Annotated in this window: 16 protein-coding genes; 14 read left to right on the top strand and 2 right to left on the bottom strand. The window is 55.7% G+C overall.

The annotated features are described in order from the left end of the window. The first annotated feature begins 17 nt into the window (after positions 1-17). The 3 genes from BW956_RS14955 (at position 18) to hemH (ending at position 3,071) form a co-directional block, all read left to right on the top strand. Positions 18-905 (top strand): branched-chain amino acid ABC transporter permease, encoded by an 888-nt coding sequence (locus BW956_RS14955; protein ID WP_010322018.1) that lies wholly within the window; start codon positions 18-20, stop codon positions 903-905. A gap of 13 nt (positions 906-918) precedes the next feature. Then, positions 919-1,845: a branched-chain amino acid ABC transporter permease gene (locus BW956_RS14950; RefSeq protein WP_076463715.1), complete on the top strand. Its 927-nt coding sequence runs from the start codon at positions 919-921 to the stop codon at positions 1,843-1,845. Between the two features lie 140 nt (positions 1,846-1,985). After that, positions 1,986-3,071 (top strand): ferrochelatase, encoded by a 1,086-nt coding sequence (gene hemH / locus BW956_RS14945; RefSeq protein WP_076463712.1) that lies wholly within the window; start codon positions 1,986-1,988, stop codon positions 3,069-3,071. Positions 3,072-3,111: 40 nt separating this feature from the next. On the opposite strand, the gene BW956_RS14940 is transcribed toward hemH, so the two are convergent. Beyond that, positions 3,112-4,020 carry an AraC family transcriptional regulator gene (locus tag BW956_RS14940; RefSeq protein ID WP_076463710.1) on the bottom strand — a complete coding sequence of 303 codons (909 nt, stop codon included), beginning with the start codon at positions 4,018-4,020 and terminating at the stop codon, positions 3,112-3,114. A 205-nt stretch (positions 4,021-4,225) separates the two neighbouring features. Here BW956_RS14940 and BW956_RS14935 point away from each other — a divergent pair, with 205 nt between their 5' ends. From BW956_RS14935 to BW956_RS14910, 6 genes are all read left to right on the top strand, one after another. Then, positions 4,226-5,719 carry a CoA-acylating methylmalonate-semialdehyde dehydrogenase gene (locus BW956_RS14935; RefSeq protein ID WP_076463707.1) on the top strand — a complete coding sequence of 498 codons (1,494 nt, stop codon included), beginning with the start codon at positions 4,226-4,228 and terminating at the stop codon, positions 5,717-5,719. A gap of 88 nt (positions 5,720-5,807) precedes the next feature. Next, complete coding sequence (locus BW956_RS14930; RefSeq protein ID WP_010322023.1) at positions 5,808-6,962, top strand: acyl-CoA dehydrogenase family protein; 1,155 nt, start codon at positions 5,808-5,810, stop codon at positions 6,960-6,962. Positions 6,963-6,988: 26 nt separating this feature from the next. Beyond that, positions 6,989-7,765, top strand: a complete 777-nt coding sequence (locus BW956_RS14925) for an enoyl-CoA hydratase (protein WP_010322024.1) — start codon at positions 6,989-6,991, stop codon at positions 7,763-7,765. Between the two features lie 13 nt (positions 7,766-7,778). Continuing rightward, positions 7,779-8,876 carry an enoyl-CoA hydratase/isomerase family protein gene (locus BW956_RS14920; protein ID WP_076463704.1) on the top strand — a complete coding sequence of 366 codons (1,098 nt, stop codon included), beginning with the start codon at positions 7,779-7,781 and terminating at the stop codon, positions 8,874-8,876. A 90-nt stretch (positions 8,877-8,966) separates the two neighbouring features. Continuing rightward, on the top strand, positions 8,967-9,860 hold the full coding sequence (gene mmsB / locus BW956_RS14915; RefSeq protein WP_076463702.1) for a 3-hydroxyisobutyrate dehydrogenase: 894 nt from the start codon (positions 8,967-8,969) through the stop codon (positions 9,858-9,860). 92 nt (positions 9,861-9,952) lie between these two features. Then, the gene (locus BW956_RS14910) at positions 9,953-11,842 is read left to right on the top strand and encodes an AMP-binding protein (RefSeq protein ID WP_076463699.1); all 1,890 of its coding nucleotides are present in this window, start codon (positions 9,953-9,955) and stop codon (positions 11,840-11,842) included. Between the two features lie 107 nt (positions 11,843-11,949). Here BW956_RS14910 and BW956_RS14905 read toward each other — a convergent pair whose 3' ends face one another. After that, positions 11,950-12,390 carry a hypothetical protein gene (locus BW956_RS14905; RefSeq protein ID WP_076463696.1) on the bottom strand — a complete coding sequence of 147 codons (441 nt, stop codon included), beginning with the start codon at positions 12,388-12,390 and terminating at the stop codon, positions 11,950-11,952. 231 nt (positions 12,391-12,621) lie between these two features. Between BW956_RS14905 and BW956_RS14900 the strand changes: the two genes are divergently transcribed. The 5 genes from BW956_RS14900 to BW956_RS14880 all read left to right on the top strand — a co-directional run. Beyond that, the gene (locus BW956_RS14900) at positions 12,622-12,810 is read left to right on the top strand and encodes a hypothetical protein (protein WP_076463693.1); all 189 of its coding nucleotides are present in this window, start codon (positions 12,622-12,624) and stop codon (positions 12,808-12,810) included. Positions 12,811-12,856: 46 nt separating this feature from the next. Then, positions 12,857-14,791, top strand: coding sequence for an alkaline phosphatase D family protein (locus tag BW956_RS14895; protein ID WP_076463690.1), 1,935 nt, complete (start codon positions 12,857-12,859; stop codon positions 14,789-14,791). Between the two features lie 66 nt (positions 14,792-14,857). Further along, complete coding sequence (locus BW956_RS14890; RefSeq protein ID WP_076463687.1) at positions 14,858-15,694, top strand: ion transporter; 837 nt, start codon at positions 14,858-14,860, stop codon at positions 15,692-15,694. Beyond that, the gene (zapE, locus tag BW956_RS14885) at positions 15,691-16,800 is read left to right on the top strand and encodes a cell division protein ZapE (RefSeq protein WP_076463685.1); all 1,110 of its coding nucleotides are present in this window, start codon (positions 15,691-15,693) and stop codon (positions 16,798-16,800) included. The genes BW956_RS14890 and zapE overlap by 4 nt, the downstream gene beginning before the upstream one ends. 87 nt (positions 16,801-16,887) lie before the next feature. Beyond that, positions 16,888-17,252 (top strand): deoxyribodipyrimidine photo-lyase (locus BW956_RS14880; RefSeq protein ID WP_244894376.1); only part of this gene is annotated, 365 nt, incomplete at its 3' end.

The following is a 17,252-nucleotide window of genomic DNA, read 5'->3' as shown; positions in this document are numbered from 1 at the left end:
GTGAACGGGACAAGGCTATGGCGACTTTTCTTGGAATCAACCTCTTCGGTTTGTTCGGCCAGTTGTTGGTCGGCCTGATCAACGGCTCCTTCTATGCATTGCTCAGCCTCGGGCTGGCAATCATTTTCGGCCTGTTGAAAATCATCAACTTTGCTCAGGGTGCCATGTACATGCTGGGCGCGTTTGCTGCCTATCTTGCGCTGCAATATATGGGCATCAACTATTGGGCTTCTCTGGTGCTGGTTCCTCTGGCAGTAGGTCTTGTCGGTGTGCTGATGGAGCGGTTCCTGATCCGTCCCATCGCCAATGAAGATCATCTCTACAGCCTGCTGCTGACATTCGGCTTCGCGCTGATGCTGCAGGGTGTGTTTACTCATATGTATGGCTCTTCAGGCCTGTCTTACAGCATTCCTGAAGCGCTGCGCGGCGGTACCAAACTGCCGTTCATGTATCTGCCGGATTACCGTGCCTGGATCATCTGTGCGTCGGTTGTGGTCTGCGGCCTGACCTGGTGGATGATCGAGAAAACCAAACTGGGCGCCTATCTGCGTGCCGGTACTGAAAACCCGCAGCTGATGCAGGCTTTCGGTATCAACGTACCGCTCATCGTAACGCTGACCTTTGGCTTTGGTGTAGGCCTTGCAGGTCTGGCCGGTGTTCTGGCGGCTCCTATCTACTCTGTATCACCCGATATGGGCTCCAACCTGCTGATCGTAGTATTCGCCATTGTGGTTATCGGTGGCATGGGTTCCATCGGCGGCGCCATCCTGACCGGTCTGGGTATGGGTGTCATTGAAGGTTTGACCAAATATTTCTACCCGGAAGCATCCAATACCGTGATCTTCCTGGTGATGGTGATTGTCCTGCTGCTCAAGCCCGCAGGTCTGTTCGGCAAAGAAGCCTGAGGGGGATGTCATAATGAAAATCAATAAAGTCTACGTCGTACTCTTGCTTCTCGCGCTGGTAGCACCGTTCTTCCTGTACCCGGTGTTTCTGGCAAAACTGCTCTGCTTCGCACTGTTTGCCTGTGCATTCAACCTGATGCTGGGCTATGTGGGCCTGCTGTCCTTCGGGCATGCAGCCTTCCTGGGGACCGGTGGTTATATTACCGGCTGGCTGATGATGAACTCGGGCATGACACCTGAGCTGGCTATCCTGCTGGGTACCGTGTCCGCCGGCGCCTTGGGTGCCATCTACGGCAAGCTGTCGGTGAAGCGTGAAGGTATCTATTTCGCCATGGTGACCCTGGCGCTTTCGCAGCTGGTGTTCTTCATCTACCTGCAGGCGCCGTTCACCGGTGGTGAAGATGGTATGCAGGGTGTGCCCCGCGGCAACCTGTTTGGCATGATTGACCTGTCCGATAACATCAACATGTACTACTTCGTACTGGCGGTGTTCCTGTTCGGCTTCTGGTTGATCCACCGCACCATCCACTCGCCGTTTGGCCAGGTGCTGAAAGCGATCCGTGAAAACGAACCGCGTGCAGTATCCCTGGGCTACAACGTCAACGACTACAAGTGGGTAGCTTTCACTATCTCTGCTGCGCTGGCAGGTCTGGCGGGCTCTACCAAAACACTGGTATTCCAGCTGGCATCACTGACCGACGTGCACTGGCACATGTCCGGTGAGGTGGTACTGATGACGCTGGTTGGTGGTGTAGGTACCATTCTGGGTCCGGTTGTGGGCGCTGGTGTGATTGTAACCATGCAGAACTACCTGTCCGGCGGTGAGCTGGGCAACTATCTGCACATCATCATGGGCTTCATCTTCGTGGTCTGTGTACTGGCGTTCCGTAGCGGTATCGTCGGTGAGTTCCAGAAAGTCTGGAAACGTAACTTCGGCTAATCCTTTATCGTCGAGCCATTCGCCTGTCGGAGATGCCCCCGGCAGGCGTTTTTTCGTTTAAGGCCTGATCCGCTTGGCCCTTGGCGGCGTATACCCTAAGATGCGTCAATCAAACGTCTTTTCCGGCCTAAGGAGTCAAAATGGGGTATCGCGGGGTAGAAGGGTTTCAACACGATCAGCAGGATCTGACCGGTATTCTGATTACCAACCTGGGCACACCGGATGAGCCGACCACGCCCGCATTGCGCCGTTACCTGAAAGAATTCCTCTGGGACCCTCGTGTGGTCGAGGTGCCACGTCCGATCTGGTGGTGCATTCTCAATGGCGTCATTCTTAATATTCGCCCGCGCCGGTCGGCTGAAGCCTACAAAACCGTATGGACCGAAGAGGGATCGCCCCTCATGGTGCATACCCAGAATCAGTGCACCGCCTTGCGCGAGCGCTTACAGGGCCGTTTTGGCAAGAATGTGATGGTCGAATTTGCCATGCGCTATGGCAACCCCTCCATTGCCAGCACGATTGACCGTATGCAGCAGGCAGGTGTGCGTCGTCTGTTGGTGCTGCCGCTGTATCCGCAATATTCCGGTGCAACCACGGCATCGACCTTTGATGCGGTTGCGGAAGATTTTCGCAAGCGCCGCTGGCTGCCCGAGCTGCGCATGGTCAATCATTATCATGACTACCCGCCGTACATTGAAGCGCTGGCGGTATCGGTGGAACGCTTTTGGGAGCAGCATGGTCGCGCCGATAAGCTCTTGATGTCCTACCATGGTGTGCCCAAGCGTTACCTGTTGCAGGGTGACCCTTACTTTTGCGAATGCCATAAAACCAGTCGCCTGCTGGCCAACCGCCTGGGGCTTGGGGAAGGGGAGTGGATGACCACCTTCCAGTCCCGTTTTGGCCGTGAAGAGTGGTTGAAGCCTTACACCGATCACACCCTGAAATCGCTGCCAAAAGAGGGCGTAAAATCGGTACAGATCGTGTGCCCGGGGTTCTCTGCCGACTGCCTGGAGACAATTGAAGAGATTGGTGAAGAAAACCGCGAATACTTTATGGAAGCGGGCGGCGAGCAATATGACTATATTCCTGCCTTGAATGCGGAATCCATGCACATTGATGCATTGGAAAGCCTGGTGGCCGAGCATGTTCAAGGCTGGGATCTGGCCGCCGAAATGGATGGGGCAGAGCGTAAGGCGCATGCTCATGCCAAAGGCGCCAAACAGTGATGGATGCGCGGGGGTGGTTTAGCCCTCGCATCTCTTCAGATTAGTCTTCTGTGTAGGAAGATCGTCCCAGACGCATTTCACGATAGTGTGTGGGCGATATCCCCATCATTTTCCTGAAGATGCGCGAAAAATAGTAGGCATCTTCATATCCCACCGCCCAGGCAATCTCCTTGATACCCTTGTTGGTCACATCGAGCAGGTGGCAGGCACGCTCAATTTTCAGCTGGATAAAATGGTTGATCGGTGTGGTGCCGGTCAGGGTTTTGTATTTCTTGATGAAATGAAATTTCGACAGGCTGACGGCGGCGGCCAGTGTCTCCACGTCCAGTTGCTCGTGTAAGCGTGTTTGCATCAGGCTGTGTACTTTTTCCAGGTCTAGTGCCTCTTCCTGTTGCTGACGTGCCAGCGGGCGCAGGAGCGCAATATGTGTCAGCAACTGACGCAGCTGATTGGCGCTGTGAAGATAGGACGCAAGATGGTGGCGCGCCTGACGGGCGTCGAGCAGGGCTTCAAAATCGGTCACCAGACGGGAGTGAATCCCCAGTGACAGCACAGGTGAATCACCTTCGGTTTCCAGTTGGTCCAGAAAATCTTGTGCCAGGCTGCCATCAAAATGGATCCAGTAAATACTCCAGGGGTTTTTCTGTTCCGTCCAGTAATGGTGAGGCGTATTGCGTGGCAGCACGATCAAGTCGCCAGGCCTGATGATGCGGCGCTTGCCTTTTTCTCCGTACTCCAGTTTACCGGCCCCCTCAAGACAGTAGATCAGCAGATAGTCATCATGTTGTTCGCGTTGCATGGCATGACCGCGTGCCAGCTGATAATAGCCGACGCCGAGTGGATACAGCTGCTCACTGAGCGGGTGCTCGCGCAAGCGTGACACCATCTTGCGTGGCAGCACGAAGCGAATGCTCTCGGAAGGCAGTGGCCAGCTGGATGGAGTGCTCATATGCCGTACACCTTTGGTCTTAGGTACTAGTAAAAACCCCTATTGGGCAGCAATATAGTCCATCATGTTCGCAAGATTATCAATCCGTGGCGATGGAGGGCTGTGTTACAAAATGGTCAACGGATTAACGTTAACGTAAACAAGAGCTGCTGCTGCAGCTGTTAACCGATAACAACAATAAATTTTGACTACAAAGGTGAAGCAAATGACTCAGCATGTACCCCTCCTGATCGGTGGTGAATTCGTTCAGAGTGAAACCAGCCAGTGGCTGCCGGTGACCAACCCTGCGACTCAGGAAGTACTGGCCCAGGTTCCTTGTGCCACTGCCGACGAGGTAGAGCGTGCTGTCGAAACCGCCAAGGAGGCGTTCGAGAGCTGGAAGGAAACATCCATCGGTGACCGTGCTCGCCTGATGCTGCGTTATCAGCACCTGCTGAAAGAGCATCACGACGAACTGGCTGAGCTGCTGGCCCAGGAAACCGGTAAAACCTTTGAAGATGCCAAGGGTGATGTTTGGCGTGGTATCGAAGTGGTTGAGCATGCCTGCAACATCGCGTCCCTGAGCATGGGCGAAACCGTTGAGAACGTGGCACGCAAGATCGATTGCTACAGCATCACCCAGCCGCTGGGCGTGTGTGTCGGTATTACGCCGTTCAACTTCCCGGCCATGATTCCTCTGTGGATGTTCCCGATGGCCATCGCCTGCGGTAACACCTTTGTCCTTAAGCCGTCCGAGCAGGATCCGCTGACGCCGATGCGTCTGGCAGAACTGTTCAAGGAAGCGGGTGCGCCGGATGGCCTGCTGCAGGTCGTACACGGTACCAAAGATGTGGTGAACCAGCTGCTGACGCACAAGGATACACCGGCTATCTCCTTCGTCGGCTCCGTGAACGTCGGTGAGCATATCTACCGCACCGGTACCGATCACATGAAACGCGTGCAGGCATTCGCCGGTGCCAAGAACCACATGGTCGTGATGCCGGATGCGTCCAAGAACCAGGTGATCAACAACATCGCCGGTGCGTCTGTCGGTGCCGGTGGTCAGCGCTGCATGGCGATCTCTGTCGCCGTGTTTGTTGGTGAAGCTCGTGAGTGGATCCCTGAAGTGCGTGATGCCCTGGCCAAAGTGCGTCCGGGTGCATGGAATGACCCTGAAGCCGGTTATGGTCCGCTGATCAACCCGCAGGCGCGTGAACGTGTCCTGAGCCTGATTCAGGAAGGCAAGGATGCCGGTGCCGACTGCATTCTGGATGGCAGCGAGTGTGTGGTTGAAGGTTACCCGGATGGTAACTGGGTTGGCCCGACCATGTTCCGCAATGTGACCCGCGACATGTCGATCTACCAGGAAGAGATTTTTGGTCCGGTCCTGATTGCACTGGAAGTGGACAGCATTGAAGAAGCGATCGCGCTGATCAACGAGAACCCCTACGGTAACGGTACTTCCATCTTCACGTCTTCTGGTGCGGCTGCTCGCAAGTACCAGCATGAAATCAAGGTCGGTCAGGTCGGTATCAACGTACCGGTGCCGGTGCCGCTGCCGATGTTCTCCTTCACGGGTTGGAGAAAATCCTTCTACGGTGATCAGCATGCTTACGGCAAGCAGGCGGTCAAGTTCTACACCGAAACCAAGACGGTTACGGCTCGCTGGTTTGAAGACGACATCGCTTCTGGTCCCAACATGACCATCCAGTTGAAATAAATCGCTATTAAATAACCGAGTCATGGTGCTGCCGTAATCCGGCAGCCCATGGCCATAAAAACAATAATAAGCGTGTCCGAGGTATGGAATGGATTTTGAGCTGAACGAAGATCAAATTGCCTTTGCCGATATGGCGCGGGCGTTTGCACAGAATGAACTGGAGCCTCATGCCGGTGAATGGGATCAGCAAGCGATCTTCCCGGTTGAAGTGCTGCAGAAAGCGGGTGAGCTGGGCTTTTGCTCCCTCTATACACCTGATGAGGTGGGTGGTCTGGGTCTGAGTCGCCTGGATGCCAGCATCATATTCGAACAACTGGCCATGGGCTGCACCTCTACCACTGCCTACATCACCATTCACAACATGGTGAGCTGGATGGTGGCAAGCTTCGGTGGCCCAGCTGTAATTGAGCAGTGGGCGGAAGGTCTTGCCAGTGGCCAGCTGCTGGGTTCTTACTGTCTGACTGAGCCCAATGCAGGCTCTGATGCTGCGTCACTGAAAACCAGTGCACGGCTGGAAGGCGATCATTATGTGTTGAACGGCAGCAAAATTTTTATCTCCGGTGCCGGCGATACGGATGTGCTGGTGGTGATGGCACGCACCGGTGGCGAGGGTGCTGCCGGCATTTCGGCGTTTGCCGTAGATGCCAAGGCTGATGGAATCAGCTATGGCCGCAAGGAAGACAAAATGGGCTGGAATTGCCAGCCGACCCGCATGATTACCTTCGAAGACGTTCGTGTACCGGCTGAAAACCTGCTGGCACAGGAAGGTGAGGGCTTCAAAATTGCGATGAAAGGTCTGGATGGCGGGCGTATCAATATCGCTACCTGCTCGGTGGGGACGGCGCAGCAGGCGTTGAACAAGGCCACTGAATACATGCTGGAACGCAAACAGTTCGGCAAGCGTCTGGCTGATTTCCAGGCGTTGCAGTTCCGTCTGGCGGACATGCAGACTGAGCTGGTTGCCGCGCGTCAAATGGTGCGCCTGGCCGCCAGTAAATTGGACAATGGTCATGCTGATGCCACCACGTACTGTGCCATGGCCAAGCGTTTCGCCACGGATGTGTGCTACAACATCTGCGACGAAGCACTGCAGTTGTATGGCGGTAACGGCTATATCAAGGAATACCCGATGGAGCGTTATCTGCGCGATACCCGTGTGCATCGTATTCTGGAAGGCACCAATGAAGTCATGCGTCTGATTATCTCTCGCCGTGTACTGGCGGAAGGTGCTGCTGAGCTGTAAACCGAATTTGAATGGAGAGCAGGGAAATGTCTGAACCGATTCGAGTAGAAAAGCGTGGTCATGTTGCACTGCTGACCATGAACAACCCGCCGGCCAACACCTGGACCGCGGATAGCCTTAAGGCACTGGTCAGTATTGTTGAAGAGCTGAATGCAGATCGCGATATCTGGAGCCTGGTATTGACCGGTGAAGGCGAGAAGTTTTTCTCTGCCGGTGCTGATCTGAAACTCTTTGCCGATGGCGATCGTGCGGTTGCCGGTGATATGGCGCGCCTGTTTGGTGAAGCCTTTGAAACCCTGAGCCGCTTCCGCGGTGTGTCCATTGCGGCCGTGAACGGTTTTGCCATGGGTGGTGGTCTGGAAGTGGCCCTGGCCTGTGATCTGCGTGTGGCTGAAGCTCAGGCGCAGATGGCCCTGCCGGAAGCGAAAGTTGGCCTGCTGCCCTGCGCTGGCGGCACCCAGAATCTGACCTGGCTGGTCGGTGAAGGCTGGTCCAAACGCATGATCCTGTGTGGTGAGCGGGTGAAGGCCGACAAGGCGCTGGAAATTGGCCTGGTTGAAGAAGTGGTTGAGCAGGGCCAGGCACTTGAGCGTGCGCTGCAGCTGGCCGAACAGGTGGGTGAGCAGAGCCCGTCTGCAGTAGCTGCCTGTAAGAAACTGATTCAGTCCGGTCGCAGCCGTCCGCTGGACCAGGGTTACATCATTGAACGTGAGCTCTTCGTCGATCTGTTCCACACCGAAGATCAGCGTGAAGGGGTCAACGCTTTCCTTGAAAAGCGCAAGGCTGAATGGAAGAACCGTTAATCAGGAGCCTGACATGAGCTGTGTACTCTTTACCGAACACGCGACCCGAGATGGCCAGATTATCGGTGAAATCCGTCTCAATGCGGAAAAGTCACTGAACGCGCTGACGCTGGAAATGATCGATCTGATCCAGCCCAAGCTGGATGCCTGGCGCGACGATAGCAACGTGGTTGCGGTCCTGCTGGACAGCGCCGGCGACAAGGCGTTCTGTGCAGGGGGCGACATCGTCAACCTGTACAAATCCATGGTTGCCAACGACACGGATTTCCCGGAGCAGTTCTTCACCCGTGAATATCGCCTGGACTATGCGCTACACACCTATCCCAAGCCGATCATCTGCTGGGGTAGCGGTATCGTCATGGGCGGCGGCATGGGCTTGATGAATGGCTGCAGCCACCGCGTAGTGACTGAAACCTCGCATCTGGCCATGCCTGAAGTGACTATCGGCCTGTACCCGGATGTGGGTGGCAGCTGGTTCCTCAATCGTATGCCGGGCGGTACCGGTTTGTTCCTGGGGCTGACCGGTAATCCGATCAATGCGGCTGATGCGTTGTATCTTGGTCTGGCTGACCGGGCGCTGAAATCGGATATGCGTGAGGGCATGCTGCAGCGTCTGCAGAGCGAGCACTGGGGTGATGATGCCGGTGGCGTGGTCAGCCGTGTGCTGCGCGAGCTGGAAGACGAGTCTCGCGCCACTTTCGATGAAATGGCAGCACCGATCCGCGCGCACGAGGCTCTGATCCGTGAGGTGACCGACCATGATTCCGTGGAGGAGATGGTTGAGGCTCTGCAGGCGGTGGAGTCTGAAGACAAATGGGTCAAGCGTGCCCAGAAGGCGATTACCCATGGTAGCCCGCTGTCGCTGAAGATGATTCACGAGCAGCTGCGTCGTTGCCGTCACATGTCACTGCGCGAGGTGTTCCAGAACGAACTGGTGCTGTCCGTGCAGTGCTGTCGCCACCGTGAATTTCAGGAAGGGGTGCGTGCCTTGTTGATCGACAAGGATGGCAAGCCGCAGTGGACGTTCCCGGCTGTTGATGAGGTGGAAACCGAATTCCTCAACGGCTTGTTTGAGTCACCCTGGGAAGCACATCCGCTGGCTGATCTTTAACAGCCAGTTCGAAACGGGCAGAGGCGGGCCTGCGAGGCCTGCCGATACACATTTACGATTTACCGCATAATAAAAACAAGGATACTCATTATGGCGACTATCGCATTCATCGGCCTGGGTAACATGGGCGGCCCAATGGCAGCCAATCTGGCCAAGGCTGGTCATACCGTAAAAGCATTCGATCTCTCTCCCAAAGCACTGGAAACCGCAGCCGAACAGGGCTGTCAGGTTGCCGATAGTGCCCAGGATGCCGCCACCGGCGCTGACTTCGTAATCTCCATGTTGCCCGCCGGCAAGCATGTCCAGGGTCTGTATGTATCGGGTGAGCAGCCGCTGTTTGACCTGTTGAGCAGTGATGCGCTTGTTATCGACTGTTCGACTATTGATGCCGAAACCGCACGTAGCGTGGCAGCTGCCGGTGCCGAAAAGGGCGTAGGCTTCATTGATGCACCGGTATCTGGTGGTGTGGGTGGTGCTCAGGCGGGCACGCTGACCTTTATCGTCGGGGGTACCGATGCGCAGTTCCAGAAGGCGCAGCCGATTCTGGAATGCATGGGCAAGAATATCTTCCACGCCGGCGACCACGGTGCCGGGCAGATCGCCAAGGTCTGCAACAACATGCTGCTGGGCATTTTGATGGCCGGTACCTGTGAAGCGCTGAACATGGGTGTTAAGAATGGCCTGGACCCGAAAGTCCTGTCGGACATCATGAAGCAGAGCTCAGGCAACAACTGGGCGCTGCAGGTGTACAACCCGGTTCCGGGTGTGATGGATGGCGTTCCGGCTTCACGTGACTACCAGGGCGGTTTCCAGGTCGATCTGATGTTCAAGGATCTGGGTCTGGCCATGGAAGTCAGCCAGCAAAGCGCGTCAGCTACGCCCATGGGCTCTGCCGCACGTTCACTCTTCAACCTGCACAAGTCTGCCGGCAACGGTGGCCTCGACTTCTCCAGCCTGATCAAACTGTATCAGGACGCTGAATAATACCGGCGCTGTTGCAGTTAACAGCTGAAGCCGGACCTTGGGGCAGCCCCGCACGGGCTGCCCGCTATAACAAAAATAAACCGAGGTAGAGCATGGATTACACACAAGAATACCGGGCGTCCATCGAGAACCCCGAAGCCTACTGGGCAGAGCAGGCCAAAAATATCGCCTGGTTCAAGACACCCGAAACCACGTTGACCACCACCGACTGGGGTACCCACAGCTGGTATGCCGATGGTGAGCTGAACACCTGTTATCTGGCAGTGGATCATCAGGTTGAACAGGGCCGCGGTGAGCAGGTTGCTCTCTATTATGATTCCCCGGTCACTGATACCAAAGAAGCGATCACCTATAACGACCTGAAGGACCGTGTCAGCCGTTTTGCCGGCACCCTGCGCAAGCTGGGCGTGGAGAAGGGCGATACTGTCGTCATCTATATGCCCATGATCCCGGAAGCAGCCGTGGCCATGCTGGCCTGTGCGCGCCTTGGAGCAGTGCATTCGGTCGTATTTGGCGGTTTTGCGCCTAATGAGCTGGCCATCCGTATCGATGACGCCAAGCCCAAGGTTATTCTGACCGCATCCTGCGGCATCGAGTTTGACAAGAAAATCGCCTATAAACCGCTGGTCGATAAGGCGGTCGAGCTGGCGACTCATACGCCGCCGCACACGCTGGTGTGCCAGCGACCTATGCTGACGGCCGATATGGATCCGTCCCGCGATCTGGACTGGTATCAGGCTCAGGAGGGTGTGGAACCAGCCGAGTGTGTGCCGGTGAAAGGTTCCGATCCACTGTATATTCTCTACACCTCCGGTACGACCGGTCAGCCCAAGGGCATTGTGCGTGATAATGGTGGCTACGCCGTGGCGCTGCGCTATGCACTCAATAATGTCTATGGCATGAACGCGGGTGATGTCTGGTGGGGTGCCTCTGATATCGGCTGGGTCGTGGGCCATTCATTCATCGTGTATGCGCCGCTCATGGGTGGCTGCAGTGCGATCTTCTATGAAGGCAAGCCGATCAAAACACCGGATGCCGGTGCGTTCTGGCGCATTATTGAGGAGTACAAGGTCAACTCCATGTTCTGTGCGCCGACGGCTTTCCGTGCCGTGCGCAAGGAAGATGCCCAGGGCGAACTGGCGCAGAAGTATGATCTGAGCAGCCTGCGCTGGATCTTTGTGGCCGGTGAAAAGCTGGACTCATCAACCTACTACTGGCTGGATGATCTGCTTAAGGTACCCGTGGTTGACCACTGGTGGCAGACCGAAACCGGCTGGCCGGTTACAGCGCCAATGATGGGCTGGGAGCAGCCGTCACAACCTCGCCTGGGCTCTACCAACAAGCCGATTCCGGGCTATGACATTCAGGTGCTGGATGGCGATGGTCAGGAAGTCGAGCCCAACGAAGCCGGTAACATCTGTATCAAGCTTCCGTTGCCGCCGGGTGTTGCCTGGAGTATCTGGAACAACAATGACCGCTTCGTCAGCTCCTATCTGACGGCTTTCCCGGGTTACTATCACACCGGTGATGGCGGTTTTAAAGACGAAGATAACTACGTCTACATTACCGGTCGTACCGATGATGTGATCAACGTCTCCGGCCACCGTCTGTCGACCGGTGAAATGGAAGAGGTGGTGTCAGCGCATGAGGCGGTTGCTGAGTGTGCAGTCATTGGCATGAATGACTCCCTGAAGGGGCAGGTGCCGGTAGGGCTGATCGTTCTCAAGGCCGGTGTCGAGATGGAAGAAGCCGAGCTCGAAAAAGAGCTGGTAGCCATGGTGCGTGACCAGGTTGGTGCACTGGCCTGTTTCCGTCGGGCAGTGGTGGTACAGCGCTTGCCGAAAACCCGCTCTGGCAAAATCCTGCGCGCCATTCTGCGCAAGATTGCCGCCAGCGAAGACTACAAGATGCCATCCACCATCGATGATGAAAGCATCTTGCCGGAAATCGAAGAAAAAATTCGGGCAGTTGGACTCGCCTGATGCTCCACAGGGCCCCCTCGGGGCCCTGACTCTCATGGCATGTGTTGCTACATGTCCGCCAAGGATGGCCTCTCGGATCTTGAGGGAAGCAATTCCCTCTTTTTTGGTTAGCGGAAACGCGCTATTTCTTTACAGGTATCGGTCTCTGCATCGTGGTGGATCAATTCCACGCGATACTGGTTGCCCGTCAATCGCTCGAGCGACTTCTCGATAAGCCCGAAACCAAAGAAACAGATCGACCTTTGTCCCACCGGGGACGCTTCCAACTGCCCAAGGTGGTTGAATTCACAGCCTTTTATTCTGATCGCGACGGCATCACCTTCCGGCTTCATATCGACCTGGTCAAAAGTGCCGATATTGCTCAGCGCATCACCCAGCAGGTCACAGGCATCTTCCGCTGTCAGGTTATCAGGCCACTGCGGCCACAATTCTTCACTGCTGTGTGTACCCATATCACGCATGGTGGCGTGAGCGCCCATACGTCCGAGCATTTCCGTAAGTCCGGTTGAGATACGGGCGAGAATGACATTGCGGGGATCAATCGACATTTAAGCACTCCTTGCTTACTGCGTTGGTTAATAGTGCCCACGACAGGGAGTCCTGGGCAATATTCTTTCATCTTATAAGGTTATTGCTAATGTGATATTGATCTGGTGCGTACCAGTGGCGCTATAAACAAACATGCCGTGTTGGATTGGGGCTGGCCCTCGACTTCACGCACAGGCACAATACGCTTGAGCAGAGCGATCCTGTCTCTGACCCAATGAGGAGGGCACACCATGAGCCAGAACAAACCCCATCCCAAGTTTATTGAAGCCATGCGACAGTTGTCCGCGATGAGCGAGGAGGAGCGGTTGTCCGAAGAAAACAAGGACTTGTTCGAGCAGGCGATGAACTATGCCCCTCTCGATATTCAGCCGGCCTTAATGGCGATTCGCAAAAAATACGACGATCCAGCCGTTCACTGAATCAAGGTATTGCTCTGGCCCGAGTGGATCGGGCCAGATTATCTGCATGACGCATTCTGACGTAAATACTCATACCGCTTCCTCTCCAATTCTGGTCGGCCCGATTCTGAGACGTATCGCGCCTGACGAACTGACAATCTGGTGTCTCTCGACTGTCCCGCTGCAGTTTGCCATTGGCTTGACGGCCGAGGGCGAAACCCTGCTGGACCGGCCAGTCGAAACGGACGAGTGCTGGCACATGCCGCTCGGCAATCGGGCACATGCCTACCTGCTGCATGTAAAACCGGATACGGCACTGCCGACTGCTGTACGCATCGACTACGATCTGAAAATTGCCCAGTCGCAGGGGCGATGGCGTTCGATTGCCGATTGGGGCGTGGATCTGCTGTACCCGGGCGAGGCTCTGCCTGGCTTTGTTATCCAGCCTCAGTTGACCTCCATGCTCCATGGCTCCTGCCGCAAGCCCCATCATGACTCCCTCGATGGTCTGGCGCGTGCCGATGACTGGCTCGCCGAGCGGCTGCAGCAGCCTGAAGACTGGCCTGCAGTGCTGATGATGAGCGGTGACCAGTTGTACGCCGATGATGTGGCGGGACCATTGCTCCAGGCCGCTCACCAGCTGGGTGACAAATTGCAGCTGTGGGATGAGCAGCTGGAAGGTGGCGGTGCCGACAGTGGTGCCGAACTGCGTGCCAGTCCGCACTGCTACTATGAGCGTGAGTTGCTCCTGCCGAAGGATCAACTGAGTCAGAATGTACGTGACAAGTTTTTCTCCGGTGTGCGCAAACCGATCTTCACCAGTGATTCCGCGCATAACCACCTCATCACCTTTGCCGAGGTGATCGCCAGTTATTGTCTGGTCTGGTCGCCGCGTGCCTGGGAAGGACTGAACCTGCGGCCGCTGCAGTTATCGGATGCGCACCAGGCACGATATGACAAGGAAGCTGAGGCCATTGCCGGGTTCCGTCAGCAGCTCCCGGCCGTGCGGCGGGTAATGGCACACCTGCCGACCTACATGATCTTTGACGACCATGATGTCACCGATGACTGGAACCTCTCCGCCGCCTGGGAAATGTCGGCCTACGGGCATCCGTTTTCCCGCCAGATAATCGGTAACACGCTGATCGGTTACCTGATCTGCCAGGGCGCGGGAAACGCCCCGGACCGTATCCGCAAGCATCTGCGAGAGTATCTGGACAACTGGCTGCACAGTCAGGATCACGCCGACCATGAAAAACTGATCAGTGAACTGTTTGCGTTCCAGCGCTGGGACTATCTGATTCCGGTGGAGCCGGGTGTTTTGGTGCTGGATACCCGTACCCGTCGCTGGCGCGCAGAACGCAACCTGGCGAGCCCCTCCGGCCTGATGGATTGGGAGGCACTGACCGAGCTTCAGCAGCAATTGCTGGAGCGCAAGGCGGTGATCATTGTGTCACCGGCTCCTGTATTCGGTGTGAAACTGATCGAGGCGATCCAGAAACTGTTCACCACCTTTGGTCAGCCATTGATGGTGGATGCGGAAAACTGGATGGCACATCCCGGTGCCGCCAATGTGATGCTGAATATTTTCCGCCATACACGGACCCCGGAGCACTTCGTAATCCTGTCCGGCGATGTTCACTACTCCTTCGTTTACGATATTGAAATCCGTTTCCGCAAGGGCAGTCCCAAGATCTGGCAGATCACTAGCAGTGGTCTGAAAAACGAGTTCCCCAAAGGTCTGCTGAAACTCTTCGACCGTGTGAACCGCTGGATGTATGCACCCTCATCCCCGCTGAACTGGTTTACCAAGCGCCGCCTGATGAAAGTATCGCCGCGTAAGCCCGAAGGGGCGCCTGAAGGTTGCCGTCTGGTGAATAATGCCGGTATCGGACTGGTACGGTTTGCTGAAGATGGTGAGCCGGTTGAAGTCTGGCAGTTGGGCGCGGATGGCAAGGATGTGCGCTTCGATATGAGTGATGAAGAGGAACATTGGGGCTGAGCGGGCACTTGCGTATAATTCGCAGGTCCAAAATCAAACCGATTTTGCCTTGGAGACTCAGCCTTAATGACGCTTAACTGGAGCCGCCTGCAGGACCGCATGGAGCACCTGCGTGCCAACAAACTGTTCGAAACCTTTGTCATCGCCGTCATCATCGCGTCTGCGCTGCTGATTGGTGCCAAAACCTATGAGCAGTCTTCCCGCTTTGACCAATGGATCAACTGGCTAGATCTGGGTGTCACCCTGTTTTTCCTGTTTGAAATCATGGTGCGAATGGCGGCGGAAAAGCGCTTCATCAACTTCTTCAAGCAGGGCTGGAATATCTTTGACTTTGTCATTGTGGTTGCCAGCCTGGTACCGATCAACGAATCGGAAATGGTGCTGATCGCACGCCTGCTCAGGGTATTCCGTGTATTGCGACTCGTTTCACTGATCCCGGAACTGCGTGTGCTCCTCGCTGCCCTGGTGAAATCCATCCCTCGCATGGGCTATGTGGCGCTGCTGATGTTCATCATCTTCTATATCTATGCCGCCATTGGCAGCTTCATGTTCAATAGCGTTGATCCTGTACTCTGGGGCAATATCACCATTTCCATGTTGACCCTGTTTCGCGTGGCGACCTTTGAGGACTGGACCGATGTCATGTACGCCACCATGGTTGATTATCCCTATAGCTGGATTTTCTACCTGACGTTTATCTTCCTGACCGCTTTCGTCTTCCTCAATATGATGATCGGTATCGTACTGGATGTAATGCAGAAAGAGAGTGAAGCCCAACAGCTGGAAAGTGGCGAGGGTGAGGCGGCTGATGTGCACTGGATGCGTGAACATATGGCGCAGATGAGTGAGCAGCTGCACCGCATCGAGCGTCAGCTTGAACAGCAGCAGGGCGGGAAGGAATGAGTCAGGCCGGACCGGTACAGCGCTATCAGGCCGCTCTGGAAGGTGGCTTTGTCGCCGACCCGGCCCAGGCAGATGCCGTTGGTTTGCTGGAAGACTGCTTCCAGCAATTGCAGGCGGGCCGGTCTGATGTATCAGGTGTATACATGTGGGGGCGTGTGGGCCGTGGTAAAACCTGGTTGATGGACCTGTTTGAGTCAGACCTGGCCTGTGCGTCCAGGCGGCAGCACTACCACCATTTCATGCGGGATATTCACCAGCGTCTGTTTCGTTTGAATGGTGTACCAGACCCGCTGACGGTCGTAGCCACTGAGTTGGCGCAAGAAGTTCGTGTACTCTGTCTGGATGAATTTTTTGTCAATGATATCGGTGATGCGGTCGTGCTGGGCGGGCTGGTGCAGCGCCTGTTTGATCAGGGCGTTGTGCTGATTCTGACCTCCAATCAGCCACCGGATCAGTTGTACTCAGAAGGTCACAACCGGGAACGTTTGCTGCCGGCGATTGAGGCCATTAAAACCCGGATGCACGTTATGCCGCTGGATGGGGAACAGGATCACCGACTGCATCCGGGCGAGCAACAGCAACGTTATTGGTATCAAGCCGGCAGTCATTCCCCTTTGGCAGATGTGTTTCGCAGCCAGATGCGAGGGCAGGCAAAAAGTGGTCCCTTGGTGCTGAACAATCGCCAGGTCGATAGCTTGCAGTATGACGACCACCAGCTCTGGTGCACCTATGACCAGTTGTGTGAAGCACCGCTGGCTGCAGCTGAGTATATTGAGCTCTGCGACCGCTTTAATCACGTTTTGCTGACGGCGGTGCCCAGATTAAGTGGTGATCGCGAGTTGCCCGGTATTGCCCGCGGAACTGAAGACGCGGCCGCTCAGGTTGCTGCCGGTGACCGGACATTACCCAAGCTGACCGATAAGGATAACGGTGTGCGTCGTTTTATCGCGCTGGTGGATGAATGCTATGACCGGCGCGTTCCCCTATGGATTGAGGCTGAGGTCCCGATGGAAGAGCTGTACCCTGAGGGTTACCTGAGTTTTGCATTTCGGCGTACCCTGAGCCGGTTGCGTGAAATGCAGCTAAGGCGCTTCGGCAGCCGGTGAAAACGTAATAGCACCTTTTCTGCGGCCTGAGATGTCGAACCGGTTACTTCTACTCTGCGTAATTAAGGCAGATGATAAGGAGCTTCCATGACGACAGGACTTTTCTGGTTTACCCAAGATATTCGGCTCGACGATAATCCGGCTTTACAGCAGGCGGCGATACAGTGCGGCCAGTTATTGCTGGTCTATGTACATGATTCAAGGCTGGAGCGTGCCGGCAACTTTAATGCGGCTCGAATGGGGAGGGCCCGCAGAGATTTCCTGTTTGAGGGGCTTGCAGACCTGAGGCAGCAGCTGGATGCCTGTGGTCAGCAATTGCTGGTGTTCACGGGTGACCCTGTTGAAGTATTGAGCGAGCTTGTATGGATAATTCTCTGTGTTTTTCGGGTAAATTGGGACCCACCCTCAACGGCCATTGAGGGCCTTCATGCAGCAGCTCGATTGAGCGACGG

Origin of the sequence: Marinobacterium stanieri (assembly GCF_900155945.1) — a bacterium.
In the GTDB taxonomy this organism is placed as follows: Bacteria; Pseudomonadota; Gammaproteobacteria; order Pseudomonadales; family Balneatricaceae; genus Marinobacterium; species Marinobacterium stanieri.
This window is presented reverse-complemented; position numbering and strand designations above follow the sequence as displayed.